Origin of the sequence: Gaetbulibacter sp. S0825, assembly GCF_011777505.1 — a bacterium.
GTDB lineage: Bacteria > Bacteroidota > Bacteroidia > Flavobacteriales > Flavobacteriaceae > Pontimicrobium.
The window spans coordinates 1,574,239-1,601,217 of the sequence record NZ_JAATJT010000001.1 but is presented as its reverse complement, the minus strand read 5'-3'; the positions used below and the strand labels follow the sequence as shown (position 1 = coordinate 1,601,217).

Below are 26,979 nucleotides of genomic sequence, written 5' to 3'. Positions count from 1 at the left end.
CTTATAACATATACTACAAATCATTAAGCAGCATTTTCCTTTTTTATTAAATTTAAAGCAGATCCTTCATTAAACCAATCTATTTGAGATTGATTATAAGTATGATTTACTTTAATAGTATCTTTAGTACCATCAGCATGTGCTAATTCAATTGTTAACTGTTTTCCTGGTGCAAATTCGTTTAAATCTAAGAAGTTAAAAGTATCATCTTCTTGTATTAAATCATAATCGCTTTCATTATCAAATGTCAATCCTAACATACCTTGTTTTTTAAGATTAGTTTCATGGATTCTAGCAAAAGATTTTACAATTACAGCAGCAACACCTAAGTGACGTGGTTGCATAGCAGCATGTTCACGAGACGATCCTTCACCGTAATTATGATCCCCAACTACAATAGATTTAACTCCAGCAGTTTTATAAGCTCTTGCAGTATCTGGAACACCTCCAAATTCACCTGTTAATTGATTTTTAACAAAGTTTGTTTTCTTTCCAAAAGCATTCACAGCTCCAATTAATGTATTGTTTGCAATGTTATCTAAATGCCCTCTAAAACGTAACCAAGGTCCAGCCATACTAATATGGTCTGTAGTACATTTACCAAAAGCTTTTATTAAGAGTTTAGCTCCAGTTATTGAATCTCCTATAGGAGTAAAAGGTTCTAATAGTTGTAATCTCTCAGAATCAGATGCCACTTTTACTTCAACACCACTACCGTCTTCTTTTGGTTCTAAATAGCCATTATCATCAACTGCGAAACCTTTAGGAGGTAACTCCCATCCAGTTGGCTCATCTAACATAACTTCTTGACCGTCTTCATTTATCAACTTATCTGTTAATGGGTTAAAGTCTAATCGCCCAGCAATAGCAATTGCAGCCGTTAATTCAGGTGAAGCAACAAATGCATGTGTATTTGGATTTCCATCTGCACGTTTAGCAAAGTTTCTATTAAAAGAATGTACTATACTATTTTTTGGTGCATTTTTTGGATCTTCATATCTAGCCCATTGACCAATACATGGTCCACAAGCATTGGTGAAAATTTTAGCATCTAGTTTTTCAAATACTTCAAGAATCCCATCACGATCAGCTGTATAACGAACTTGCTCAGAACCTGGGTTTATACCAAATTCAGCTTTTGTTTTTAAGCCCTTATCCAAAGCCTGCTGCGCTATCGATGAAGCACGAGATAAATCTTCGTAAGACGAATTGGTACAAGAACCAATTAGTCCCCATTCAACCTTCATTGGCCAATCGTTGGCTTTTGCTTTTTCAGTCATTTCTTTACCAACAGGAGTCGATAAATCTGGTGTAAAAGGGCCATTTAATAATGGTCCTAACTCAGATAAATTAATATCAATAACCTGATCAAAATATTGCTCTGGATTTGCATATACTTCAGCATCTCCTGTTAAATAATCTTTCACCTTATTAGCTGCATCTGCAACATCTGCTCTATCTGTAGCACGTAAATAACGCTCCATAGAGTCGTCATAACCAAAAGTTGATGTCGTTGCACCTATTTCGGCTCCCATATTACAAATGGTTCCTTTTCCTGTACATGACATAGAGGTTGCTCCAGGGCCAAAATATTCTACAATAGCTCCTGTACCTCCTTTTACTGTTAGTATGTCTGCAACCCTTAAAATTACATCTTTAGGTGCTGTCCAACCTGATAGTTTTCCTGTTAACCTTACACCTATTAATTTAGGGAATTTCAACTCCCAAGCCATACCTGCCATTACATCTACTGCATCAGCTCCTCCAACACCTATAGCTACCATACCCAATCCTCCTGCATTTACTGTATGCGAATCGGTACCAATCATCATTCCTCCAGGGAATGCGTAATTTTCTAAAACTACTTGGTGAATAATTCCAGCACCAGGTTTCCAAAAGCCTAAGCCATATTTATTTGATACAGATTCTAAAAAATTAAATACTTCATTACTTGTGTTTAAAGCACTCTGTAAGTCCATACTTGCACCATTTTTTGCTTGAATTAAATGGTCACAGTGTGTTGTTGTTGGAACAGCAACTTTCTTTTTACCTGCTTGCATAAACTGCAATAATGCCATTTGTGCAGTTGCGTCTTGCAATGCAATTCTATCTGGAGCAAAATCGACATAATCTTTACCTCTAGCAAAAGCCTTTGTAGGATTTCCATCCCATAAATGACTATACAAAATTTTCTCAGAAAGTGTTAGTGGTTTACCTACAACTTTACGTGCTGCTTCAACACGTTCAGCCATTTGACTATACACTTTTTTTATCATGTCTATATCGAATGCCATATACTTTAATTTTAAATTCTTATACTATTTTACTGTCATGCAAAAATACAAAATATTAATATATTTTAATATATATACAACAAAATTGAACAAAAACTAAATATAATTCAATGAAATAGCCTTTTTTAATTGATATTTTATCAAATCAATAATTTTGATGTTGAAAAAATAATAAATTAACAATAGTAAAAGCTTCTAGAAAAGAAAAAAACCTGCTAAAACAGGCTTTTAATAATTTGTTCTTCGGAAATACCTTCAGCTTCAGCTTTGTAATTTTTTATTATTCTGTGACGAAGAATACTGTACGCTACAGCTTGAACATTTTCAATATCTGGAGAAAATTTACCATTAATTGCTGCATGCGTTTTTGCTGCTAGAATTAAATTTTGAGAAGCTCTTGGTCCTGCTCCCCAATCTATATACTGCTTTACCAAATCGGATGCAGAATCGCTATCTGGTCTTGTTTTACCAACCATTTTCACTGCATACTCAATTACGTTATCAGCTACTGGAATGCGGCGTAAAACGTGTTGAAAATCAATGATTTCTTGAGCAGAAAAAAGTGGATTTACCGTAGCAGTTTCATCTGATGTTGTTGTTTTTACAACTTGTACTTCTTCCTCAAACGTTGGATATTTTAAATTAATAGCAAACATAAAACGGTCTAATTGTGCTTCTGGTAAAGGGTATGTTCCTTCTTGCTCAATTGGGTTTTGGGTTGCCAATACAAAATATGGCAAATCTAATTTGTAATGGTGGCCTGCAACAGTTACTGCGCGCTCTTGCATTGCTTCTAAAAGTGCCGCTTGTGTTTTTGGAGGTGTTCGGTTAATTTCATCTGCTAAAATAATGTTAGCAAAGATTGGTCCTTTAATAAATTTAAAATGACGATCTTCATCTAGAATCTCACTACCAAGGATATCACTTGGCATTAAATCTGGTGTGAATTGAATACGTTTAAAATCGAGTCCTAAAGCTTGCGCAATGGTATTAACCATTAAAGTTTTGGCTAAACCAGGAACACCTATTAACAATGAGTGACCTCCTGAAAACACCGAAATAAGAATTTGATTTACAACTTCTTCTTGACCAACAATTACTTTGGCAATTTCTTTTTTTAAATCCTTGTATCTCACTACAAGTTGTTCGATAGCAGCAACATCAGACATAAATTATCTTTCTTCTTTTTTTAACCAATTTGCCTTAAAATCACATTCACGATGCTCACCATTTATTTTTATGTACGTTTCCATGATTTTTTCTTTTTGCCATTTTCCTATTACCTCTAACTGTTTATTGTATAAGGCTAACTCTTTAATTTTTAGGTAATCTTTTGCAAAATCTGCTTTATGTTCGTTAATACGATCAGTAACAGTTAAAATTTTAAACTTCACCTCATTATACATGTCGCTCTCATTATAAACCGGACTTACTTCGCCATTTTTTAAATCTTGAACTTGTACATAAAGATCAGGGTCTATTTTTGTTAAGGGGAACACATAATCTCTAGTTTCAGGATTAATTAATTGCCCTCCTTCAAACTTGGTTTCTTCCTCATCACTAACTTCTAATGCAGCATCTGCAAATGAAACTTCACCAGCAATAATTTTTTGCCTAACATTTTCAATTTCTTCTTTTGCTTTTGCTATGTCTGCATTTGTGAGTTTAGGTTTTAGTAAAATATGTCTCACATCATATTCTTGGCCTCTAATTTTTTCTAATTGAATGATATGATAACCATAATTTGTTTTAAATGGCTTAGAAATTTCGCCCTCTTCAAGTGAAAAAGCTACCTCTCTAAATTCTTTAACCATCAAAGGACGTTTTCTATTTAGAGTATACTTTCCACCAGAACTTTTAGACCCAGAGTCTTCTGAATATAGAACCGCTTTTGTCGTGAAGCTTGCTCCGCTTTCTAAAACATCTGTTCTAAATTCGTTTAGTCTATCAATAACTTTTTGCTCTTCTTCAGCACTGGTTTCTGGAATTACAACTATTTGCGCTAATCTCAATTCGGTACCAAATTGTGGAGGGTCTTCTTTTAACTCTCTATTGTAAAACTGTCTAACTTCCTCTGGTGTTACTTCAAGTTCATCAATGATTTTTTGCTGCATTAACTGAACCATTCTTTGGCCTCTGTTAAGCGTATACATTTCGTCCCTCAACTCTTGTTCGGTATCCATTTTATAATAAGAGACCAATTTATCAAGACCACCAATTTGCTGAGACAACACATTGATTTGCTGATCTACATTTGCACTAATTTCAGCATCATTAATTACAATACTGTCTTGAATGGAATGGTGCATGTATAATTTTTCCTCTAATAAGGAACCAAAAATTTCGCATCTTGTTTGTCCTTCCAAAGATTGACCAGCTGCTCTAGCTTGATCGATACGTTTATCAATATCGGAATCCAATACGACATAGTCACCAATTACAGCAGCAACACCGTCTAATTTAATACGTTGTGAGGTGTCTATCTTTTTTTTAACTTTTTTCTCCTCCTTCTTATCTTCAATAATTTCTTGTGCCATTGTTGTAAATGACGTTAGCATTAACATGCTTAGTACAAAATATTTCACTTTAGTTAAAAATTTCAAATTGTTTGTTTTTAATAGCATCTTTTGTGATGTCTTTTTCTAGTTCTTTAATAAACTCCAACTTTCGCTTGTTTATAACGATTTGTTTAATAGTTGGCATTACAAATTCAATGGGTGCATTTTCATTACGCAATAGCACATCATTTGTATGCATCAAATATAAACCTAATGAGTCTTTGAGTTGTATAAAATTAGATTTTTTTAACAGTTCTTTTTTATTTTCTGGATTTAAAACAGGAATTTTTAATAGTGCTTGATTTGCCCTAATCCAAATAGAATCGTTTAATGAATAGGATTTAAACTGAATAGCTATGGAGTCCAACACTTTTTTGTCTTCATCATTAAATCGCTTAAACTGTTTTTCAATATCATCTAGGTTTGCAATATTTTCATTTACATTTATATATCTAAACTTAATGAGTTCCTCATTTAGCTTAAATGTTTCTTGATTTCTTTCGTAAACATCTTGAGCTTCTTGCTCGGTAACAGTAGTGTCAATACTTCGCTTTACTAAAGCTTCTAAATAGGCTTTAATAAACAAATCGTTTTTATACTGCTCTACCAATTGATTAAACTCTTCTTGCTTTTCTTGAGATAAGTTTAAACGTGCACCATCCATTAATAACTGTTGCGTAGCCCAATGATTAATATAATTGTTAACTCGTAAGGCACTGTCTTCTTTTGATGTAGTTTCGGATATAAGGTTTTCTATTTCGCTTTTATATAAATATGTATCATTGACCCTAGCGACTACATCTTCATCATTAGATTTTCTAAAAAAATCGCATGAGACAATAATTACTGCAAATAAAAACGCCAATATTAGATTTCTAATAGTCAATTAGTTATGAATTTGTGTTTTGACTTTCCTTAAAACGTCCTTATTAATAGTGACCTCATACTTGCTTTTTAAGTTATTAATCCAATTTTGCTCAACTTCTTGTTGGTAATCGTTTATAACCATGCCTCTAGCTTCATCTAGAGTTCTAAAAGATTCAGGTATTAATTTAGTGACCTTTACAACATAATATACATTATTTTGAGAATAAACTTTTGAAATCCCTTCTTTAAATTCAAAATTATTAGGTAATGCTTGATGGTCCGCATCCATTGTCCCAGATGTAAATATTACTTTTTGTTTACCATTTGTATTAAGCTTTTCTTTAATACTGTCTACTTCCTCTCCTTTTTTAAGCATATTTACCACCTCTTTAATGTCGTCTTCTTGAGATGCTGTTCCAACTATAGCCTCCACTCGAGTGTTCCACTTATAGTTTTGTTTGTTTTTATTGTAATAAGATTCAATACCTAAAGTATCGTTTTTTGTTGCGTTCCAAATTTTTGTCTCCATTAAGTCAAATAACAACAACCCTTCTCTGTATTCATTTAAAATTTGAGCAAACTCTTGGTTTACGTTTTCAAGATTTTCTTCATGATACATCAACACACACTTATTTGCAAAAGCTTCAAAAGCTTCGTCAATTATGCTTTCAAAAGATTTTCCTTTTGTATTTCCTTTTTGCTGAGACCGCAAAATACTAGCAAAATCTTTGTTATTCCATCTTTTACCTCCAATAGTTAAGATGGTTTTTGCTTTATCGAAACCCTTTGGTATTTGCCACTTTCTGTCATAAAAGTCATCATTTAAAATAGAAACAAAGTACTCTCTAGATGGGTTTGTATTACTTACATTGTATTGCTTTCGTAACTTATTTTGCATTGAAGTATTTATAAGTTTTGAGCGCGAATCTCTACTTACTTTATTTTCGAGTTCGTATTGCATATCCTCAAAACTACCAATAGGCTTAATACTAAAACGTTTAACAATATGCCATCCATATTCCGACTCAAAAGGTTTAGAGATCGCTCCATCTTCCTGTAAATTAAAAGCCTTGTTTTCAAAAACAACAGAACTTAATTGTCCACCTGTAAAAGGCGCTAATTTCCCACCTTTACTAGATGAACTCTTATCTTGAGAAAACTGTTTTGCTAGTGATTCAAACTCTTGTCCTTGCTCAATAAGCTTATAAATCTCTTTTATTCTGATTTCTGGATCTTCAGTAGTATCTTTTTGATTTTTAGAAATCATTATGTGCCCAGCTGTGATTTCTCCTCTAGATTTACGTTTATCAAATACTTTTACTATATGATATCCAAATTGTGTTCTAAAGGGCATGGATACGTCTCCAATTTTTGTTTTATAGGCTTCGGTTTCAAAATCGTACACCATTTTAAATGCTGAAAAATAACCTAAATCTTCAACTAAAATAGTATTACCATTATGTAGCTCTTTTTTTAAATCATTATAATCTTCATTCTTAAAACGTTCTCTAAGGTTTAGCAATCTATTATAAACTTCTAGTGTATCATTTCTTGATGGGTCTAACATGATTAAAATATGCTTGGCATTTATATCATACAAAACTCGATCGTAAGCCTCTTTTACTAGTACATCTGTTACTTCACTATCAACCATGTAATTTTTTGCTAATTGCTTTTTGTAGCCATCTAATTCTCGCACATATGCAGGTTTTTTATGAAAGTTGAGTGCTTTGGCTTCGGCAAGCTTTAATTTATAATTAACAAATAATGACAGATATTGGTCAACATCTTTTTGAGATTCATCTTGAACCAAATTTAAATTTTTATTATAAACTCTTAGAAACTCAGAAGCTAAAACTGGTTCATTATTAACTGTAAACAAAACATCGTTATTGCTTGATTGTGCATTACCAAAAAATGAAAAAAATAAAACAACACACGCTGATACTATGTATGTTTTCATAAGATATGGGCTTTTATTGAATTGTAGCAAAAATAATATATTTAAAAGATTAAACAAGTAATAAGTTAACGATAAGCATCCCGTAATAGTACACCTTAATCATTATATTTTTATTTATAAAAAATGTAGGCTATCTTTAAAAGCATAAACACTAAATTATCATGAAGCTTCCATAACTAAAATTTTCGATACTCAAGAAAATAATTATAATGGATGTTACACATGACCATTAAAAAAACAAATTATAAACACATGAAATACTCTGTAGAAGTTCTAATTGAAAAGCCCCGAGATGAAGTCGTTAAAAAAATGGATAATGTAGATAATATGAAGCATTGGCAAAAGGGTCTTGTATCTAGTGAGCATATTTCTGGAACACCAGGTAAAGTTGGAGCAAAAATGCAGCTAAATTATAAAATGGGTAAACGTGAAATGGCTCTTGTAGAAACAATCACAAAAAATAATTTTCCTGAAGAGTTTTCTGCAACCTATCATACAAAAGGCATGCATAACATTCAAGAAAACTACTTTAAAGAAACACCAGAAGGTCATACTAAATGGATTTCTAACTGTGAGTTCCAGCCTTCAGGATTTATGATGAAAGCTATGACTCTTTTAATGCCAGGAGCTTTTAAAAAACAATCTAAAAAATACATGGTTGATTTTAAAAATTTTGTTGAAAAAGGAACATCTGTAGCCAATGAGTAAAAGATTCGCAATTCAAAACATGAAATATTCCCTCAAAAAGATATTTGTATTAATAGTACTTACCAGTTATTCAATTACTAGTTATTCCCAAAGTGAAGAAATTCCTAAAGAAGAACGCCTATCATGGTTTAAAGATGCCAAATTGGGCATTTTTATACATTGGGGCATTTATAGCGTTAATGGTATTGACGAATCTTGGTCTTTCTATAATGGTTACATTCCTTATACTGAATATATGAAACAGTTAAAAGGATTTACAGCTAAGAAATATAATCCTGAATATTGGGCAAAACTCATAAAAGAAAGCGGTGCTAAATATACAGTTATTACTACTAAACATCATGATGGAGTCGCTTTATGGAATTCTAAATATGGTAATTTAAATGTTGTTAAAAAAACAAAAGCTAAGCGTGACCTAATAACACCTTTTGCTGAAGCTGTTAGAAAAGAAGGCTTGAAATTAGGCCTTTACTATTCATTATTAGATTGGTCTCACGAAGATTATCCAAATTTTACTAGAGACAAAAAACGTTACGAAAATGATAGTATAAAATGGCAAAGGTTTACAAAATTCAATTTTGGTCAATTAGAAGAACTCACAAAATTTAATCCAGATTTATATTGGTTTGATGGCGATTGGGAACAGAGTGCCGAAAAATGGAAAGCAAAAGACATAAGAAATCTACTCATAAGCAAAACACCACATACTATTATTAATTCCAGACTTCAAGGATATGGTGATTATGCTACACCAGAACAAGGTGTCCCAGTTGCAAAACCAAAAAGTGAGTTTTGGGAATTATGTATGACCATGAATAATTCTTGGGGATTCCAACCTAACGATACTGCATATAAAACATCCAATCAAGTTATTAGAATTTTAGTGGACTGTATTAGTATGGGAGGTAATTTACTCCTTGATATTGCACCAAAACCAGATGGTACTATTCCAGAAGAACAAGTCTCCATTCTAAAAGATTTAGGTCGTTGGACCAGCAAACATAAAACAGCCATTTATGGTACTCGTGCAGGGATACCTCATGGGCATTTTAACGGATACACCGCTTTAAACAAAGAAGGTAATATCTTGTATTTATATGTTGACAATAATCCTAATGGATCATTACTAGTGAAAGGCTTAAAAAATAAAGTCAACAGAATTTGGGTCGTTGGCAATGGCACAAAACTAGAGCATAACGTTGTTGGTAAACAGTACTGGAGCAATGTTCCAGGTCTACTTTATATTGATTTACCTGACCATGCTCAAGACAAAGACGTTACTGTAATTGCTGTTTTATTAGATGGCAAAGTCGATTTATATCGTGAAGAAGGTCACTCCATAGAAGATAATTAATTACCTTGAAATAATAAATTAAAAATAACTAACAACTGATGAAACGTATTCTTTCCCTCATTGCAATTTGTATTCTATTTACTTCTAAAATTGAAGCACAACAAACAAACGTCGATTTAAAAGCACTTGACAATTATTACGAAAAAATGGTAAAAGACTGGGACATCCCAAGTGCTACCATTGGTATTGTAAAAGATGGGGAACTCATCTTTACAGGAAATTATGGTACCATGGAAGTTGGCAAAAACCAAAAACCTAACGAGCATACATTATATGCCATTGCATCCAATTCCAAAGCGTTTACCTCAGCAATGATTGGTATGTTGGTTCAAGAAGGAAAGCTTAATTGGAATGATAAAGTAAAAAAACATTTGCCCTATTTTGAGGTTTATGATACTTGGGTGAGCAATAATGTTACCATTAGAGATCTATTAAGTCATCGTGTTGGCTTAGGCACATTTAGTGGTGATAATATTTGGTATAAATCGGATCTTCCAGCCGAAGATATCATTAAACGCATAAAATACGTTCCTCAAGCCTACGACTTTAGAGCAGGATATGGTTATTCCAATTTAATGTTTATTACTGCTGGCGAAATTATTGAGAAAGTTACTGGCAAAAGTTGGGCAGAAAATGTAGAAGAACGTATTCTGAATCCTTTAGGTATGGATCGTACAATATCAACTGTTTATGATTTAGAAAAGAAAGGGAATTATGCAACACCACACGCCAGAAAAGATGAGAAAAACTATCCGATTCCTTGGGCAAAATGGGATAACGTTGCAGCTACTGGTGGATTAATCTCTAGTGTGTCTGATATTTCAAAATGGATGATTTTTAATCTAAATCATGGCATTCACGAAAATGACACGTTGTTATCTAAAACCACAAGAAACTTGGTTTGGACACCTCATAATAATCATTATGTAGATCACACCACTAAAAACGATTTTAATAGGCATTTCAATTCGTATGGTTTAGGTTGGGGCTTAAGTGATTATCATGGACGTATGAGAGTTGGACATACTGGAGGTTACGATGGGATGATTACTGCTGTAACACTTATTCCAGATGAAAATTTAGGCGTTGTTATATTGACTAATGGACCAAAAAGCCCTATTATGGCTGCAACATATTATGCCTTAGATAAATTTTTAGGCATTGAAAACAATAAAGATTGGTCAACCGATTATTTAAACAACACTAATAAAAATGCTAAAAACGATACACGCATTTCAGACAGAATAAAGGCTAGAGTTTTAAACACCAAACCAATAACTCAACCTAAAGATTTTACTGGCGATTACAATTCTGACATGTATGGTAAAATAAGTATTGTAGAAAAAGATAATGAGTTGAAACTACTGTTCTCACATTCGCCATTACTATCTGCAACGTTAACGCATTGGAATCATGATGTATGGAAAATCAACTGGGACCATTCTCATGCTTGGTTTAGCTTTGGTACGATTAAAATAAATACAGATAACAATTTAAAAGTGACTGGATTTGATTTTTATGTACCAAACGATGACTTCTTTTTTGAAGAATTAAAACCAAAGAAAATAGCATCCAACTAAAATAACATTATGAAAAATTTATATCGCAGGAACTTCGTAAAACAACTTTTTACAGGCGTTGCAGGAACCGTTTTATTATCTTCTTATAAACCAAGTGATATAGATCTCCCTATAGAACTTTTAGACAAAAATGATGATAGTGAAGCTTTTTGGGAGAATATAAAAGCACAGTTTAAGTTTGCACCAAATTTGCGATATTTTAATAATGGGTCTTTAGGGTCATGTCCTATAGCAGTTCAAAAAGCAACCAATGAGTTTAGAGCCACTTTAGATGCATTTCCATCAAAATATATGTGGGGAGGATGGTATAAGGAGAAAGAAGAAGTAAGACAAAAAGTAGCTGACTTATTCTCAGTATCTAACGAAGAAATTGCCTTAACACACAACACTACTGAAGGGATGAATCTCATCGCTAGAAGTTTCAATTTAAAAGAAGGCGATGAAATCATTTTAATAGACCACGAACACAAAAGTAGTGTGATTCCTTTTACCGTTTGGCAAGAAGAGAGAGGTGTGAAATTAGTGCGTCCAGTAATTCCAATACTTCCAGAAACTGTTGAAGACATTGTAAAAGTGTATGAAGATGCTATTACGCCACGCACCAAAATTATATCCATGTGTCATGCAGTAAATACAAATGGTATGATGCTTCCTGTTAAAGAAGTTTCCGAAATGGCACATAAAAAAGGAATTCTAGTTGCAGTTGATGGTGCTCAAGCCGCAGGTATGTTTGACATAGATTTAAAAGATTTAGGTTGCGATTTTTATACAGTTAGTGCTCATAAATGGTTGTTTGCGCCAAAAGGTATTGCTATGTTTTATGCAAAAAAAGAAAGTCAACATCATTTAAAACCTTTAATAGTTGCGAATGGACATACAGATAAAAGCATAAGGCGTTTAGAGAACTACAACACTAGAAACTTACCAGAATTATTAGGCTTTGGAAGTGCAGTCGATTTTATAAACAGCATTGGCAAGGAAAAAGTATCGAAGCGTTCTTATGAGTTGAAACATTACTTTAGAAATAAAGTAAAAGACAATCCAAAATTTAAACTAAAAACTCCTGCTCATGATGATCTATCTTGTGCGATTCAAACACTGGAAGTTATTGGTAAAAATGTGAGAGATGTAAAAAACAAACTCACTGACGATTATGGTGTCGACACACGACCAATGAGCAGTTATGGCTTAAATGGTGTGCGTATTTCATTTGCCATATTTATTACCAAAAAGGATATTGATTATTTAGTAGACGCTTTAGAGACAATAGCTGGATAAATTTTATTGACATTATTAAAACATTTTACACCAAGAATATGAAAAAATTAATTCTATTATGTATTGTTATCATCACATCTTGCAAGCCTGCGCCAGAGAAAGAGCCTAAAATCAAAACCTACGCTGAAATTCACGCTGAAGCAATTGTAGTAGATACTCACAATGATATTCTGATGAAAGCGGCAGACAATGGGATTATTTTTGATCAAGATCTAACTGGACAAACACATAGCGATTTAGATCGTTGGAAAAAAGGAGGTCTTGATGTTCAAATATTTTCTGTGTATTGTGATGGTGGTGCCGAAAACGCCTATGCCTATGCTAACAGAGAAATGGATAGTTTAGATGCTGTTGTATCTCGAAATCCAGATAAGATTGCTAAAGTAGCAAACTATAAAGAAATGATGGCCGCTGTGAATGAGAATAAAATTGCAGCCATGTTTGGCGTAGAAGGTGGTCACATGATTGAAGATGATCTTACTAAATTAGAAGCACTTTATAATCGTGGTGCACGATATTTAACTTTAACACATAATGTTGCACCATCTTGGGCAACAAGTGCAGCCGATGAAACAACCAATCCAAACTTAGAACAAAAAGGGCTCACAGATTTCGGAAAACAAGTAGTACAGCGTATGAACGAATTAGGGATGATGGTGGATATAAGTCATGTAGGTGAACAGACCTTTAAGGATGTTATTGAAATCACCACCAAACCAATCATCGCCTCTCACAGTTCGGTGTATAGCCTCGTAGCAAGCCGTAGGAATTTAAAAGATGCGCAAATTAAGGCAATAGCTAAAAACGAAGGTGTGATTATGGTGAATTTTCATCCAGGATTTATTGACAGTAGTTTTGATGGAAAAGAAGCTGCCTTTCTTGAAAAACACTCAGCAGAAAGTGATTCTCTAATAAAAAGTGGAATGGATGAATGGTATACTTTAGATTATCTATACAATAAATATAGCAGTGAGACAGCAGTCATGAGACCTCCATTATCTATGCTCATGGAGCATATAGATTACATAGTTAAACTCGTTGGCGTAGATTATGTAGGTTTAGGCTCAGATTTTGACGGCATCAATCTTACACCTCAACAATTAGACGATGTTACCTCCTATCCTTTAATTACTAAAGCATTAGTAGAAAAAGGTTATAGTGAAGAAAACATTATTAAAATACTGGGAGGCAATTTCTTAAGAGTTTTAAAGGCAAATGAAGCTAATAATTAATTATGATAAAATTCTTTAGAAAAATTAGACAAAATCTGCTTTCAGAAGGAAATACCGGAAAGTACTTTAAATACGCCATTGGAGAAATTTTACTTGTGGTTATTGGAATTTTGATTGCGCTTTGGATTAATAATATAAATATAGAACATCAACAAGACAAAGAAAGATTAACATTAATTACCAATCTTAAACAAGAACTCAATGAAAATTTAGACCAATTTAATGGAAGAATTAATCTTCTAATAGATACCAATAAAAACCTGATAGAAGTCTTAAATTTCTCTGCTAATTCAAATACGAATGAACCAATGGACAGTTTAAGAGCTTATGTTTCAAGTGCACTCGTTATTGAAGTAGCAATTCTTAATAACTCGAGATTGAGCAGTGCCAAATCATCAGGTAGATTCAGTTTACTATCCGAAGATATTACAACTGCATTTGCAGATTACGAGACATCAATAACTAATTACCTTGGATTTATAAATACCACAAACTCATTTTTTAATGAAGACTGGGCAGAATTAGTCATTAAATTTAATTCATTAGAGAATTTTCATAATATATCCTATCCAAAAACCAACCTTGCCACACATCCAGAGTTTATTGTAGGTGATGAAGCATTAGATAAATATCTAAAAGAACCTCAAACTTATAAACTACTTCATGGATATTATACAAAGTTCATGGTAGAAAAACTCTGGTTAGAAGAATTAAAATCTAGAATAGAATTTACTCTTACAACCATAAAAAAGGAACAGTTATGAGAAAATTGACTGATTAATAATATTGATTAGGTTTCGTATTTAGTCAATATTTGAAACCATTACTGGCCAACGTTTTTTTGATTTTGTAAGAAAAAGCGACTAACTTCGTTTAACAATTAATATTGATTATTAAAATACCACATATTGTCACATTTAATACATTATGAAAAAAAACCTATTATTATTAATAATAGTTCTGACTTCTAATTTAGTTAGGGCACAGTTTATAAAAGAGAAATCAATTAATGTTCAAATTGGATATGGGTTAAGCACACCATATAATAGTGTTGACGAAATTGTTGATGATGGCTTTTTTGCTCAAGGAGAGTTAGTGCTTAAAATTGCTTCTTGGGTTGAGTTTAGACCATATGCCGGTTTTATTTTGACAAATTCAAATGGAAAAGACCTTAATAATAATTCTACAAATGAAAAAGCTGAATCAAAAGCCTTTTTACTTGGTGGAAAAGCAAGAGTTAGAGCACCAATTCCTTGGATTGCGCCTTATATTGAAATTGGAATAGGAACCTCAATTGGAAAGTTTGAAACATTAACAACATTTGATAATGTTGATAAAAGCGGAATTATCCATCATATACCCTTTTCATTAGGATTGGAACTTGGAAAAAACAATAATGTTGATTTAGGTCTTATTTATTACTTACAGCCATCTGTCGAACAGTTATCAGGAGCAGTTGCTGTTGGAATTACATTTCTAATTGAATAATTAAAAATACATATGGTTATAACTGCAATTATTCATTACTACTAAAAACACTTAACCTTTTTCAACTAGTGAAGAACTTGTACTAAAATAACAACTAATAAAACTATCTCGAATAATTAGGTGCCTCTTTTGTAATCGTTACATTATGAGGATGACTTTCACCAATACCAGACGCTGTGATTTTTACAAACTTTCCAGTCGCTTTTAAAGTCTCAATATCTTTTGCGCCACAGTAACCCATTCCAGCACGCAAACCACCAACAAACTGGTGAATACTTTCGTATAATTCTCCTTTATAAGGCACACGACCCACAATACCTTCTGGCACTAATTTCTTGATATCATCTTCCACATCTTGGAAATAACGGTCTTTACTACCTTGTTTCATGGCTTCTACAGAACCCATTCCTCTATAAGACTTAAACTTTCTGCCTTCATAAATGATAGTTTCTCCTGGAGATTCTTGTGTTCCTGCTAATAAAGAGCCTAACATCACACAATCGGCTCCTGCAGCAATCGCTTTTGGAATATCACCAGTATAACGAATACCACCATCAGCAATCACTGGAACACCACTACCCTTTAACGCAGCAGCTACTTCCAACACCGCCGAAAATTGCGGAAAACCAACTCCTGCAACGACTCTCGTTGTACAAATAGAACCTGGACCAATACCAACTTTTACAGCATCTGCTCCAGCTTCGGCTAAATATTTAGCAGCTTCGGCAGTAGCTATATTTCCAACAATAACTTCCAATTTCGGGAAGCTTGCCTTAACGTCTTTTAGCACATTTACCACACCTTTAGTGTGTCCATGAGCAGTATCAATAATAACAGCATCCACGCCAGCTTTTACCAAGGCAGCAGCTCTATCTACTGCATCTCCAGTAACGCCAATAGCTGCAGCAACTCGTAAACGTCCATATTGGTCTTTATTGGCGATTGGCTTCTGAGTTACTTTAGTTATATCCCTAAAGGTGATTAAACCTGCTAGTTTGTAATTATCGTCTACAATTAAAAGTTTTTCAATTTTGTGTTGCTGAAGAATAGTTTCGGCATCTTTCAAAGACGTTCCTACAGCAGCAGTTACCAAATTTTCGCTTGTCATAACCTCAACTATTGGTCTGTCGTTGTCATGTTCAAAACGTAAATCACGATTGGTCACAATACCTTTTAAAATTCCTTTATCATCAACTATTGGAATACCACCAATACTATATTCTTTCATGTATTGATTAGCATCTTTCACTTTCGCTGTTAATGGTAAAGTTACAGGATCGATTATCATTCCGCTTTCGGCGCGTTTTACTTTGCGTACTTTAGCAGCCTGCTCATCAATAGTCATGTTTTTATGCAACACACCAATTCCACCTTCTTGAGCCATGGCTATTGCCATTCTGCTTTCGGTAACCGTGTCCATAGCAGCAGATATAATAGGAACATTAATAGTAATGTTTCTACTAAACTTGGACTGAATACTAACCTCTCGTGGTAAAATTTCGGAATATGCTGGGACTAATAATACGTCGTCGTAAGTAAGACCTTCTCCAACAATTTTGTTTTGATGTGCAATCATTGCCTTTAGCTTTTAATTGCATGCAAATTTACGCTTTTTATTTTACTAGCACCACAATAAGATAAATAAATATCTGTTATAGAAAATTAGCTTCGATGGAAATATCAATAACGCTTTGGACAACGTTTACAGTTGGTTTTTCCTTTTTTCTTGAATTTTTTGCAGCATTTTTTTTTTTACACCACCACATTCATTAATAACACATGGTGTCATTATGATTATAGGTAAGGTAAAACTATTAGAGTTGGGCATAAATACTACTCAGGATTTTGACTTGCTTGAGCAATTGTATTAATATCTCTATCAAATAAATAGTGACCTGATTTATCTTCGCCAATAATATTTAATTTATCGAGTAAGGTTCTTGCAACTGCTTCTTCTTCTAATTGTTCGGTTACGTACCATTGCATAAAATTATGCACATTGTAATCTTTGTGTTGTAAACACTCAAAAATGATATGATTAATTTGTTGAGTGACAAACATTTCACTTTCTAGAAAAGTTTCAAATAATTCATTTAAGGATTTATAATCGCTTTTAGGCTTTTCTAAACTAGAAATTACCACATTTCCACTTCGTTCATTAATAAATTTAACTAATTTAATCATGTGCACACGCTCTTCTTCAGACTGCGCATAAAAAAAATCAGCCACACCATTATAACCTTTTGCATCTGCCCAAGAAGCCATTGCTAAATATTGCATAGAAGCCTTGGCTTCAAACTTTACTTGATCGTTTAATAATTGTTCTATTACTTGATTCATACCTTAAATTTTGCTTGCATAAAGATACTTAAAGTTCTTATTAATTGTAAATGATTTTAAACTATTTACTAACGTCATTTTGTTTAAAAAGTTGATGTAATATAATTGCAATTGTAAGAGTAAAAGTAAGCGTCATTAATATACCTGAGAACATTACTATATACTTCATCCACAAGACACCTTTCCATAGAAAAAATAGTCCTCCAAACGTAAATACAACAGATAAAAAAGGTTCAACAATTAAAAATAGTTTTAGTTTACTATCCAACTTCGTTATACTTAAAATACCACCTAGTAAAAAGAAAATAATGGACATTGACAAAATATGATTATGAACCAGTGTAAGCATTTCTTTGTCACTTTTTTTAAATTTCATAATCTCAACCTCCTCATCGTTTTCGTTTCCTAAGTATTGCTCTTCGATGCCATTAGGATTAGCTGTCGAGGTTTCGCCAACAAATAATAATCCTGTATAAAAGCCAATGCTTAACACTATTATAAATGCACCAATTAATAATTTTAATTCTTTTGAAAGCGAATATATTAAGCCGTTTAATTGCATTATAATTGGTTTTTATGATGAAGGATTTTTATAGATTTCAGCAAATCGTTTACAGCGTTTGTCATTGACTTAACCGAAATAGTAGCTCCCGAAATGGCTGCAATATTATCGCCATAAGTTAGCTTATCGTTTTTGTTTTTACCTATAAGTTGTTTTAACCAACGTTTACTGCCAATTTCATTACCATAATCTTCTCTGTAAATTAATATTTTCGATTTTTTAATAATGAAATCGTTATCGAAAAGCACTAAATAATCAAACTCATCTGTTTTACTAGGCGCTTTTGAGACATAAGCATAGCCTACATCTTCATTGCTACTTGAAATTTTAAATAAGCCATTTTCATTATATGTATTTGGCAAAGCATCAATAATATGCTTATCAAAAGTTATAGGAATTAACTTATGTGCTTCAATATTGTAAACTTCTTTAATCTCCTTATCAACTTTTTTTTGAATGTTTTTTGGGAGATTTGAAACTGCCAACACTAAACTAAAAATTGAAATAATTAAATATTTATAACTCATTTTTTTCGTATTACATAAAAACACCAAATAGCTAAGGCAAAAATATTACCCTAACTATTTGATAAAAACTAACCAATTAAATTACTAAAACCAAACACCAAACCCAATGTTTAATTGACCTTTGGCATCGTTTCCTTCTACTGCATTATCAAAAATTTGATAATCGGCTTTTACCACTGCTCCTGGTGCTACATGGTAGCTTAAGCCTGTTGTCCACTCATTTCTATTATAACCTAAATTACGTGTAATATTTGCATCTGCAGTTGCAGCATGAGTGTCGTATTTTTCATACCTCACAAAAGCATCAAGTTTTTGTTCTTTAGCGAGCGGTAATAAATTATAAGCAGCTTCGGCATACCATCCTTTTAATTCTGACCCTAAATTTGTTGTGTATAAATTATTATAATCTTCAGCATCTTTAATTAAAGCATGAATGTATTGTCCTCTAGCTGAAAATCGTTTATTAATATAACGTGCATCTAAACCTAACATAGATACACCAACATCTGCACCATCGATTTCTTGAACATCATCAGTTGCTTGAGTTCTACCAAAATATCCCGATAACCCTAAACGCAATCCTTGAACACCATAATAGTCTACTTTAGCTGATAAATTAGGCTTATTGATTGTAGACTCTGCACCTTTTTGACGACCATTTCTCAATCCATTACTACCTCCTAAAACTTTTGTGTCATTTACTGATGCAAAACCGTTAAAAATATAAGCTTGGTAACGCAAATTGGCATCATCAAACTTTCCAGTAACACCAACTCCCATTTCTCTCCACGTAGTCGGCACAATACTTTTATCCATACTTGGTCTTTCTACACCATTAAAAGTTGTTGGTTCGTGGTACTCATTCACAATTCCCATTGGCACCAACATTAAACCACCTCTTACGTTAAAATTATCACTTACACTATAGTTTAAAAATGCTTGTTCAACGTATACTTCTTTAACGTGTTCGTACTCAATTTCAGTAACAAACTGTACTTTATCACTAAATTTATAACCTAATAACATAACCAATCTATGGACATCCATTTTTCCGTTTGCTCCTTCAGGTTGATTGTAATCTACTTGTGCATAACCTCCAACTGTAATACCATTTGAACCATTACCATTCAAAATGTTTTGTGCAGCATTACGTTGTTGATTATTAGTTGCAGTAGTATCTTGACTTACAGTTTGAGCAAACGCAAAACTTGACATTAAAATCGCCATTGATAAGACAGCTTTCTTCATTTGTTTTTATTTAGACTTATTATAAATAGTTAATTAATTTCAGCGACAAATGTAATACTGAAAACTAAAAAAACAAATGTTATTTAGAATTATTTTAAATAAATTTTCTAATGATATTGAGTGAAGATTTTAGTAGCCTCATTATAAGCGCTTTCAAAACTTAATGCATTTAAATTATTATGTTTTTGTGAGGTGAAATAGGATAATAATTTTTCGGTTGGCATATTACCAGTAAGCTCATCTTTAGCCATTGGACATCCACCAAAACCTTGTATAGCACCATCAAAACGATTACATCCAGCCAAATAAGCAGCATTTACTTTTTCAAACCAAGTAGAAGGCGTTGTGTGTAAATGTGCTCCAAATTCAATATTAGGATAATTAGGAATTAAATTAGAAAATAAATACGAGATATTCTCAGGGTTAGAGCTACCAATGGTATCGCTTAATGACAAGATATTAACTCCCATATTACTCAATCGCTCTGTCCACTCTCCCACTATATCGACATTCCATGGGTCACCATAAGGGTTTCCAAATCCCATAGATAAATAGGCTACTACTTCTTTATTTGATTTTGTTGCAATATTCAATATTTCTTGAAGCGTCACTACCGATTGCGCAATAGTTTTATGCGTATTACGCATTTGAAAATTCTCAGATATTGAAAAAGGATAACCTAAATAATCTATTTCAGGATACTGTGAGGCATCATTAGCGCCTCTAGTATTTGCAACAATAGCCAGCAACTTGCTTGTAGTTTTAGACAAATCCAACTTTGCTAAAACCTCAGAAGTATCAACCATTTGAGGGATTGCTTTTGGCGAGACAAAACTACCAAAATCAATAGTATCAAAACCAACGCGCAATAGTGACTGAATATACTGCACCTTCTTTTCAGTAGGTATAAACGTCTTAATGCCTTGCATAGCATCTCTTGGACATTCAATGATTTTAATTGGCTTTGTCATATGTTATTACTCCAAGAGTAAAAGTACTACTATTTTTAAAATTTACTTGTAGTCTTACTATCCAAAAAGTAAGGTTTTTGAACTATCTCGAACTAAAGAAAAAACAACTTTAATATGAAAAGAACTACTACTCTCCTAAAACCAAGTCTTATTTTAATTTTAATATTTATTATTAGTACAACTCAATCTTTTAGTCAATCGGTAGCAACATACGATATAGTTTTTACTAGCGTATGGAATTCTACTGATCATGGAGCTCTTCCTCCAGGACCACATTGGTCGAAACTTGTTGGTGCAAATCATAATGGTAATGTTACATTTTTACAAATGGGGCAAACTGCTAGTGCAGGGATCGAAAGAATAGCAGAAGATGGTGTTAATAGTGTTTTTAAAAACAATGAAGTAGATCCAACAATTCCTACAGATACACAACAATATATAGATGGTAACTCATTAGGGTCGGCTACTGGGACAATTACAATAAGTGATTTAGAAGTTTCTGAAGATTTTCCTTTATTAACATTAGTATCAATGATCGCACCTAGCCCTGATTGGATGATAGCGGTAAATAGTATTGATTTAAGAGTTGGTGGAGATTGGAATTCTTCAATTAACATTGATTTATTTCCTTATGATGCTGGAACAGATAATGGTACTAGCTATACTTCTCCTGATAATAATAACATTGGAGGTATCATTACAAGTCTTGTAAATGTTGGTCCTTTTAATAATCAAAAAATTGGCACACTTTCAATAACTTTAAAATCTGTTGTTTTAAGTGATAAAGATGCAGCTTTCGATAATAGCATTAAAGTCTTTCCAAATCCAAACAAAGGTGTATTTACAATAAATAACGAGTCTCAAAATTTCATTAAACATCTAAAATTATACGACACTTATGGTAATGAAATTAAAAATATAACTACCAATTCAAGATTAATAACATCGACAGTTCAGTTAGAAAATTTAAGCTCAGGATTATATTTTTTAAAACTAACTTCACAGGAAGGCTATGTGTCAGCAAAAAAAATAATCGTTGAGTAACCGATAAAAACAAACTCTTAAACGTTTATATAAGGTACATTTTTTCAATTATTCTACATTTATAAAAATGTTTGCTATTAATCATGAAAAAAATTACCTCAACGCTTAGCTTTTGCATACTATTCTTGTCCTTAACATTTGGTTTATCAGCTCAAACAATTGAGGGTGAATGTGGTACTGTTGTAACAACTGAATCCCAACAGTACTGGGAAGACACTAAACCAACCATTAAAAAGTTTGAAAAAGAGTTTTATAAAATTTTTAATGATGTATCTAGAGCCTCTATTGTTAATTCTATTCCAATCAAGGCGCATATAATTAGAAAAACTGATGGTTCAGGTGGCTTATCAGTATCTGACCTTAATGCAGCTATGGCAAACATGAATGCATTTTATGCAAATGCATATATGGAGTTTTTTATATGTGATGGTATTAATTATATAGATGATGATAATTATTATGATTTTCAAAATTCAGAAGAATCAGCTCTAACCTCAGCACATAATGTAAATGGGTTAATAAACATTTACTTTACTGATAATGTTCAGAATAGTTCTGGTAGTAATTTATGTGGTTATGCATATTATCCAGGTGGTGCAGATGTGATACTAATGGCAAATAGTTGTGCGGTAAATGGTAGTACATTACCACATGAAGTAGGTCATTTCTTTTCATTAAGACATACACATGGTCCAAGCAATACCATTTTAACAACAGAATTAGTCGATGGTTCCAATTGTGATACAGATGGTGATGAAATATGTGACACACCAGCCGATCCTAAACTAAGTAGCAGTAATATTGACACTAATTGCATTTATACTGGAATACAAACCGATGCCAATGGAGATACTTTTGTTCCAGATCCAAATAACATCATGTCATATTCAAGAAAAGAGTGTAGAATACTTTTTTCTACTGAGCAATACGCGCGTATTTATGCAACCCATAAAAGTGTAAGAAATTATTTTGCATGTCCATCACTAAATGTAGATTTCTCGGCAAATGTTCTAGAAAACTGTGATAGCAATCAAACAGTTGACTTTACTGACAATAGTAGTGGCGCTACATCTTGGCAATGGGATATTAACAGTGACAACATAATAGACTATACTGTTCAAAACCCTTCTCATAATTATACTACAGGGCTTTACGATGTTACCTTAACGGTATCTAATGGCACAAACTCGGTTACCAAAACATATTTTGAATACATACAAATTGGAGCTCAAAAAACAACACCAATAGATGAAAGCTTTGAGAGTTTTGATTTCGCAAATAATAATGGCTGGAAAGCTAAAGATGTAAATGGTAGCGGATATAATTGGATTGCTACAACTAATGGCACACTTTCTAATGGTACTGGTCCAGAAGTAGATAATACTACTGGAACAACGTCAGGTACATTTATTTATGCAGAGGCTTCTGGGTCTAATCCAGGAGATATAGCAGAATATACATCTCCTTGTATTAACATAAGCTCAACTAATGCAGAATTAGAATTTGCTTACCACATGTTTGGCTCAAATATAGGAGAATTACATTTAGATATTGAAACAGATTCTGGTTATGTACTAGATGTAATTCCAGCACTTATTGGTCAACAACAATCATTGCAAGCCGACGATTATCTATTACAAAAAGTTGACCTTTCTGGATACGTTGGACAATCCATAAAAATACGTTTTAGAGCTATTAGAGGTGCTCATTGGGATGGTGATATTGCGATAGATGACATGAAGATTTATGCTAATTTATTAAGTACTGACACAAATGAATTATCTACAATTGAAATTTATCCAAACCCTGTTTCAGATAAGGTTTTAAATATTAAAAGTCATTCTTTTTCTAATGGCTTGTCTTATGAAATTGCAAATATTGTAGGTCAAAAAGTTTTAGAAGGAACACTTACAGATAACCAGATTAATGTTGACAAACTAACTTCTGGTGCTTACTTTTTGATTCTAAAACATGAAGGAGCAAAAACAATCAAGAAATTTATAATAAAATAAATAAAAAAGGACTCCCTATGAGTCCTTTTTCTTTTCTAATATCGCCTTATTAATCGATTTTATTAACCCTGGTCCTTCATAAATAAATCCTGTATAGATTTGGACTAAATCTGCTCCAGCTTCTATTTTCTCTAAAGCATCATTTGCAGAATGAATTCCTCCAACGCCTATTATTGGAAACGCTTTATTGCTGTTTTTAGATAAGTATTTAATTACTCGTGTACTTTTATCTTTTATAGGTAGTCCACTCAATCCTCCATTACCAATATCATTCAATATTGCATCAGAAGTTTTTAAATCCTCTCTAGATACAGACGTATTTGAGGCTATAACACCATCTATTTTAGTTTCTGCGACCAAGTCTATAATTTCATTTAACTGAATATCATTTAAATCTGGAGCAATCTTTAATAAAATAGGTTTCTGTACAGCAAAGGTCCTATTTGCACTTTGTACTTCGCTTATCAATTCTTTGAGGTAATCTTTGTCAGTTAGTTTAGCATGACTTCCAACATTAGGGCAACTCACATTAAGTACAAAATAATCTACATAAGGGTGGAGTGCATTAAAACACTCTAAATAATCTTTAGTATAATCCTCAGGAGGCGTATTAGTATTTTTACCAATGTTTCCTCCTATAATAACTTTTCCTTTGTTTTTCTTTAGTTGCGTTATAGCTCCTTCAAGTCCTTCATTATTAAATCCCATTCGGTTAATAATACCTTTATCAGCTTTCAGTCTAAACAAACGCTTTTTAGGGTTGCCTTCTTGTCCTTTTGGTGTGACTGTACCAATTTCAATAAACCCAAAACCAAAATTTGCTAGTTCGTTGTAAAGCACTGCATTTTTATCAAATCCTGCAGCTAGACCAACTGGATTTTTAAAGGTTAATCCAAATAAATTGCGCTCTAAAGATTTGTCTTCAACTAAATATAAAGATTTAATAATAGTACTAACAAAAGGAATTCTAGAACAGTTTTTTATAAAGGAAAATGTAAAATGATGCACTTTTTCGGGGTCGAAACAAAACAACAATGGACGAATCAGTAATTTATACATTATCTAGATTTTGACTGCAAAAATACATTAATTCTTAGCATAAAAAAAGAAACATTTTAAAGCTTGTCTCTTACAAAACCGTTGGTTATTTTTGGGTAAATCCAACTAAAAATGTTAGACAAACAACATATAACCAATCGCTTTATAAGCTATGTGAAAATTGATACCGAAAGCGATCCTAATAGCAATACCACACCAAGTACTAAAAAACAATGGGACTTAGCGAATATGTTACATGATGAACTTATAGCAATTGGTATGACAGATGTGAGTATCGATAAAAACGCCTACGTCATGGCTACCTTACCAAGCAATGTAGATCATGAAGTTCCAACTATTGGATTTATTTCACATTTCGATACGTCTCCAGATTTTACAGGAGCAAATGTAAATCCGCAAATCATTGAAAATTACGATGGCTCTGACATTGTACTAAATGCTGATGAAGATATTATTTTATCACCTAACTATTTTGAGGATTTATTGCTCTATAAAGGGCAAACACTTATCACAACTGATGGAACAACCTTATTAGGAGCTGATGATAAAGCTGGAGTTTGTGAAATAGTAAGTGCTATGGAGTATTTAATTCAACATCCAGAAATTAAACATGGTACTATTAAAGTTGGATTCACACCAGATGAAGAAATTGGACGCGGTGCACATAAATTTGATGTCGAAAAGTTTGGAGCTGATTGGGCTTATACTATGGATGGCAGTCAAGTTGGAGAATTGGAATATGAAAACTTTAATGCAGCAAGTGCTAAAGTAACCTTTAAAGGTAAAATTGTACATCCTGGATATGCCAAAGGAAAAATGATCAACTCCATGTATTACGCCACAGAATTTATTAATGCTTTACCTAAATTAGAAGTTCCCGAACATACCGAAGGCTATCAAGGTTTTTTCCATTTGCATGATATGCATGGTAATGTAGAAGAAACCGTTTTGGAATATATCATTAGAGATCATGATAAAGATAAATTTAAAGCTCGTGAAGCATTGATGCAAAAAATTGCTGATGATTTTAATAACAAATACGAAAGCAACATAGTAAACATTGCTATTAACGACCAATACTACAATATGAAAGAAAAAGTAGAACCAGTAATGCATATTGTAGATATAGCAGAAGAAGCTATGTTGCAATTAGGCATTAAACCTATTATTAAAGCTATTAGAGGCGGCACAGACGGCTCACAGTTAAGTTATATGGGTTTGCCTTGTCCAAACATTTTTGCTGGAGGACATAATTTTCATGGACGTTATGAATATATTCCTGTAGAAAGCATATTAAAAGCGACGCAAGTAATTTGTAAAATTGCCGAACTCACAGAAGAACGCTATAAATAATGAACATAGTAGAGCAACTTCAAAAAAACAAATATGTATTTCAGTCTTTATTGGCAGACGTTCCTAAAGAATGTATTACTTGGCGACCACAACCAGACAAATGGTGTTTGCTAGAAATTGTTTGTCATTTATACGATGAAGAGCAATTTGACTTTAGGTATAGAACTCAATGGGTTTTAGAACAACCAAACGTATTACCTCCTCCTTTCAATCCTTTAGACTGGGTTAATGACAACAGCTATATGAAGCAAGACTATAATATCATGCTCAAAAAATTTCTATCGGAAAGAGATAGCTCTATAATTTGGTTGAAGGGTCTAAAAAATCCAAAATGGGAAAACTCATACAATCACCCAAAGCTAGGAAAGGTAACTGCAAAGCACTTTTTAGACAATTGGTTAGCTCATGATTATTTACATTTAAGACAAATAATAAAGCAAAAGTTTGATTATTTAAATAGCCAAACTAATGAGAATTTGGACTATGCTGGTGTTTGGTAAGATCACTTGACTTTATAAGAAAAAAAGACGAACTTCGTTTA

23 protein-coding genes are annotated in these 26,979 nt (G+C 32.8%); 11 read left to right on the top strand and 12 right to left on the bottom strand.

Going from position 1 to position 26,979, the window contains the following annotated elements:
• Positions 1-23: 23 nt before the first annotated feature.
• The 5 genes from HB672_RS07330 to HB672_RS07310 all read right to left on the bottom strand — a co-directional run bounded on the left by HB672_RS07330 (position 24) and on the right by HB672_RS07310 (position 7,682).
• A complete protein-coding gene (locus HB672_RS07330; RefSeq protein WP_167610036.1) occupies positions 24-2,294 on the bottom strand; it encodes an aconitate hydratase in 2,271 nt (756 codons plus the stop codon).
• Between the two features lie 215 nt (positions 2,295-2,509).
• Complete coding sequence (locus HB672_RS07325) at positions 2,510-3,463, bottom strand: MoxR family ATPase (RefSeq protein ID WP_167610033.1); 954 nt, start codon at positions 3,461-3,463, stop codon at positions 2,510-2,512.
• Between the two features lie 3 nt (positions 3,464-3,466).
• Positions 3,467-4,897 (bottom strand): peptidylprolyl isomerase, encoded by a 1,431-nt coding sequence (locus HB672_RS07320; RefSeq protein ID WP_348272548.1) that lies wholly within the window; start codon positions 4,895-4,897, stop codon positions 3,467-3,469.
• The gene (locus HB672_RS07315) at positions 4,881-5,738 is read right to left on the bottom strand and encodes a peptidyl-prolyl cis-trans isomerase (RefSeq protein WP_167610027.1); all 858 of its coding nucleotides are present in this window, start codon (positions 5,736-5,738) and stop codon (positions 4,881-4,883) included. The genes HB672_RS07320 and HB672_RS07315 overlap by 17 nt, the downstream gene beginning before the upstream one ends.
• Positions 5,739-7,682, bottom strand: coding sequence for a peptidylprolyl isomerase (locus HB672_RS07310; protein ID WP_167610024.1), 1,944 nt, complete (start codon positions 7,680-7,682; stop codon positions 5,739-5,741).
• A gap of 252 nt (positions 7,683-7,934) precedes the next feature.
• Here HB672_RS07310 and HB672_RS07305 point away from each other — a divergent pair, with 252 nt between their 5' ends.
• The 7 genes from HB672_RS07305 to HB672_RS07275 all read left to right on the top strand — a co-directional run bounded on the left by HB672_RS07305 (position 7,935) and on the right by HB672_RS07275 (position 15,322).
• The gene (locus tag HB672_RS07305; RefSeq protein ID WP_167610020.1) at positions 7,935-8,390 is read left to right on the top strand and encodes an SRPBCC family protein; all 456 of its coding nucleotides are present in this window, start codon (positions 7,935-7,937) and stop codon (positions 8,388-8,390) included.
• A 19-nt stretch (positions 8,391-8,409) separates the two neighbouring features.
• Complete coding sequence (locus HB672_RS07300; protein WP_167610017.1) at positions 8,410-9,744, top strand: alpha-L-fucosidase; 1,335 nt, start codon at positions 8,410-8,412, stop codon at positions 9,742-9,744.
• Between the two features lie 38 nt (positions 9,745-9,782).
• Positions 9,783-11,324, top strand: a complete 1,542-nt coding sequence (locus tag HB672_RS07295) for a serine hydrolase (protein ID WP_167610014.1) — start codon at positions 9,783-9,785, stop codon at positions 11,322-11,324.
• 9 nt (positions 11,325-11,333) lie between these two features.
• A complete protein-coding gene (locus HB672_RS07290; protein WP_167610011.1) occupies positions 11,334-12,602 on the top strand; it encodes an aminotransferase class V-fold PLP-dependent enzyme in 1,269 nt (422 codons plus the stop codon).
• Between the two features lie 38 nt (positions 12,603-12,640).
• The gene (locus HB672_RS07285; protein WP_167610008.1) at positions 12,641-13,834 is read left to right on the top strand and encodes a dipeptidase; all 1,194 of its coding nucleotides are present in this window, start codon (positions 12,641-12,643) and stop codon (positions 13,832-13,834) included.
• A 2-nt stretch (positions 13,835-13,836) separates the two neighbouring features.
• Positions 13,837-14,598, top strand: coding sequence for a hypothetical protein (locus tag HB672_RS07280; RefSeq protein WP_167605660.1), 762 nt, complete (start codon positions 13,837-13,839; stop codon positions 14,596-14,598).
• 163 nt (positions 14,599-14,761) lie between these two features.
• The gene (locus HB672_RS07275) at positions 14,762-15,322 is read left to right on the top strand and encodes a hypothetical protein (protein WP_167610005.1); all 561 of its coding nucleotides are present in this window, start codon (positions 14,762-14,764) and stop codon (positions 15,320-15,322) included.
• A 103-nt stretch (positions 15,323-15,425) separates the two neighbouring features.
• Here the strand turns inward: HB672_RS07275 and guaB are convergent, their stop codons facing one another.
• The 6 genes from guaB to HB672_RS07245 form a co-directional block, all read right to left on the bottom strand.
• Positions 15,426-16,898 carry an IMP dehydrogenase gene (gene guaB / locus HB672_RS07270; protein ID WP_167610002.1) on the bottom strand — a complete coding sequence of 491 codons (1,473 nt, stop codon included), beginning with the start codon at positions 16,896-16,898 and terminating at the stop codon, positions 15,426-15,428.
• Positions 16,899-17,155: 257 nt separating this feature from the next.
• Positions 17,156-17,662 carry a ferritin gene (locus tag HB672_RS07265; protein WP_167609998.1) on the bottom strand — a complete coding sequence of 169 codons (507 nt, stop codon included), beginning with the start codon at positions 17,660-17,662 and terminating at the stop codon, positions 17,156-17,158.
• A gap of 61 nt (positions 17,663-17,723) precedes the next feature.
• Positions 17,724-18,224 (bottom strand): hypothetical protein, encoded by a 501-nt coding sequence (locus tag HB672_RS07260; protein ID WP_167609995.1) that lies wholly within the window; start codon positions 18,222-18,224, stop codon positions 17,724-17,726.
• The gene (locus HB672_RS07255) at positions 18,224-18,751 is read right to left on the bottom strand and encodes an FMN-binding protein (RefSeq protein ID WP_167609992.1); all 528 of its coding nucleotides are present in this window, start codon (positions 18,749-18,751) and stop codon (positions 18,224-18,226) included. The genes HB672_RS07260 and HB672_RS07255 overlap by 1 nt, the downstream gene beginning before the upstream one ends.
• Positions 18,752-18,835: 84 nt before the next feature.
• Positions 18,836-19,999 carry a hypothetical protein gene (locus HB672_RS07250; protein ID WP_167609989.1) on the bottom strand — a complete coding sequence of 388 codons (1,164 nt, stop codon included), beginning with the start codon at positions 19,997-19,999 and terminating at the stop codon, positions 18,836-18,838.
• 107 nt (positions 20,000-20,106) lie between these two features.
• Positions 20,107-20,970, bottom strand: a complete 864-nt coding sequence (locus HB672_RS07245) for a hydroxymethylglutaryl-CoA lyase (RefSeq protein ID WP_167609986.1) — start codon at positions 20,968-20,970, stop codon at positions 20,107-20,109.
• Positions 20,971-21,084: 114 nt separating this feature from the next.
• Here HB672_RS07245 and HB672_RS07240 point away from each other — a divergent pair, with 114 nt between their 5' ends.
• Both HB672_RS07240 and HB672_RS07235 read left to right on the top strand, forming a co-directional pair.
• Positions 21,085-22,014: a spondin domain-containing protein gene (locus tag HB672_RS07240; RefSeq protein ID WP_167609982.1), complete on the top strand. Its 930-nt coding sequence runs from the start codon at positions 21,085-21,087 to the stop codon at positions 22,012-22,014.
• 83 nt (positions 22,015-22,097) lie between these two features.
• Positions 22,098-24,026, top strand: coding sequence for a T9SS type A sorting domain-containing protein (locus tag HB672_RS07235; RefSeq protein WP_167609978.1), 1,929 nt, complete (start codon positions 22,098-22,100; stop codon positions 24,024-24,026).
• 15 nt (positions 24,027-24,041) lie between these two features.
• Here HB672_RS07235 and HB672_RS07230 read toward each other — a convergent pair whose 3' ends face one another.
• Positions 24,042-25,085, bottom strand: a complete 1,044-nt coding sequence (locus tag HB672_RS07230; RefSeq protein WP_167609975.1) for a quinone-dependent dihydroorotate dehydrogenase — start codon at positions 25,083-25,085, stop codon at positions 24,042-24,044.
• A gap of 111 nt (positions 25,086-25,196) precedes the next feature.
• Here HB672_RS07230 and pepT point away from each other — a divergent pair, with 111 nt between their 5' ends.
• Both pepT and HB672_RS07220 read left to right on the top strand, forming a co-directional pair.
• Entirely contained in the window at positions 25,197-26,438 is a 1,242-nt protein-coding gene (pepT, locus tag HB672_RS07225; RefSeq protein WP_167609972.1) for a peptidase T, read from the top strand.
• Positions 26,438-26,938: a DinB family protein gene (locus HB672_RS07220; RefSeq protein ID WP_167609969.1), complete on the top strand. Its 501-nt coding sequence runs from the start codon at positions 26,438-26,440 to the stop codon at positions 26,936-26,938. The genes pepT and HB672_RS07220 overlap by 1 nt, the downstream gene beginning before the upstream one ends.
• Positions 26,939-26,979: the final 41 nt, after the last annotated feature.

Bases quoted from the DNA above. Each gene is read 5' to 3' on its own strand.
- HB672_RS07330 (WP_167610036.1), bottom strand. From the start codon at position 2,294: ATGGCATTCGATATAGACATGATAAAAAAAGTGTATAGTCAAATGGCT.
- HB672_RS07325 (WP_167610033.1), bottom strand. From the start codon at position 3,463: ATGTCTGATGTTGCTGCTATCGAACAACTTGTAGTGAGATACAAGGAT.
- HB672_RS07310 (WP_167610024.1), bottom strand. From the start codon at position 7,682: ATGAAAACATACATAGTATCAGCGTGTGTTGTTTTATTTTTTTCATTT.
- HB672_RS07305 (WP_167610020.1), top strand. From the start codon at position 7,935: ATGAAATACTCTGTAGAAGTTCTAATTGAAAAGCCCCGAGATGAAGTC.
- HB672_RS07300 (WP_167610017.1), top strand. From the start codon at position 8,410: ATGAAATATTCCCTCAAAAAGATATTTGTATTAATAGTACTTACCAGT.
- HB672_RS07295 (WP_167610014.1), top strand. From the start codon at position 9,783: ATGAAACGTATTCTTTCCCTCATTGCAATTTGTATTCTATTTACTTCT.
- HB672_RS07290 (WP_167610011.1), top strand. From the start codon at position 11,334: ATGAAAAATTTATATCGCAGGAACTTCGTAAAACAACTTTTTACAGGC.
- HB672_RS07285 (WP_167610008.1), top strand. From the start codon at position 12,641: ATGAAAAAATTAATTCTATTATGTATTGTTATCATCACATCTTGCAAG.
- HB672_RS07280 (WP_167605660.1), top strand. From the start codon at position 13,837: ATGATAAAATTCTTTAGAAAAATTAGACAAAATCTGCTTTCAGAAGGA.
- HB672_RS07275 (WP_167610005.1), top strand. From the start codon at position 14,762: ATGAAAAAAAACCTATTATTATTAATAATAGTTCTGACTTCTAATTTA.
- guaB (WP_167610002.1), bottom strand. From the start codon at position 16,898: ATGATTGCACATCAAAACAAAATTGTTGGAGAAGGTCTTACTTACGAC.
- HB672_RS07265 (WP_167609998.1), bottom strand. From the start codon at position 17,662: ATGAATCAAGTAATAGAACAATTATTAAACGATCAAGTAAAGTTTGAA.
- HB672_RS07260 (WP_167609995.1), bottom strand. From the start codon at position 18,224: ATGCAATTAAACGGCTTAATATATTCGCTTTCAAAAGAATTAAAATTA.
- HB672_RS07255 (WP_167609992.1), bottom strand. From the start codon at position 18,751: ATGAGTTATAAATATTTAATTATTTCAATTTTTAGTTTAGTGTTGGCA.
- HB672_RS07250 (WP_167609989.1), bottom strand. From the start codon at position 19,999: ATGAAGAAAGCTGTCTTATCAATGGCGATTTTAATGTCAAGTTTTGCG.
- HB672_RS07245 (WP_167609986.1), bottom strand. From the start codon at position 20,970: ATGACAAAGCCAATTAAAATCATTGAATGTCCAAGAGATGCTATGCAA.
- HB672_RS07240 (WP_167609982.1), top strand. From the start codon at position 21,085: ATGAAAAGAACTACTACTCTCCTAAAACCAAGTCTTATTTTAATTTTA.
- HB672_RS07235 (WP_167609978.1), top strand. From the start codon at position 22,098: ATGAAAAAAATTACCTCAACGCTTAGCTTTTGCATACTATTCTTGTCC.
- HB672_RS07230 (WP_167609975.1), bottom strand. From the start codon at position 25,085: ATGTATAAATTACTGATTCGTCCATTGTTGTTTTGTTTCGACCCCGAA.
- pepT (WP_167609972.1), top strand. From the start codon at position 25,197: ATGTTAGACAAACAACATATAACCAATCGCTTTATAAGCTATGTGAAA.
- HB672_RS07220 (WP_167609969.1), top strand. From the start codon at position 26,438: ATGAACATAGTAGAGCAACTTCAAAAAAACAAATATGTATTTCAGTCT.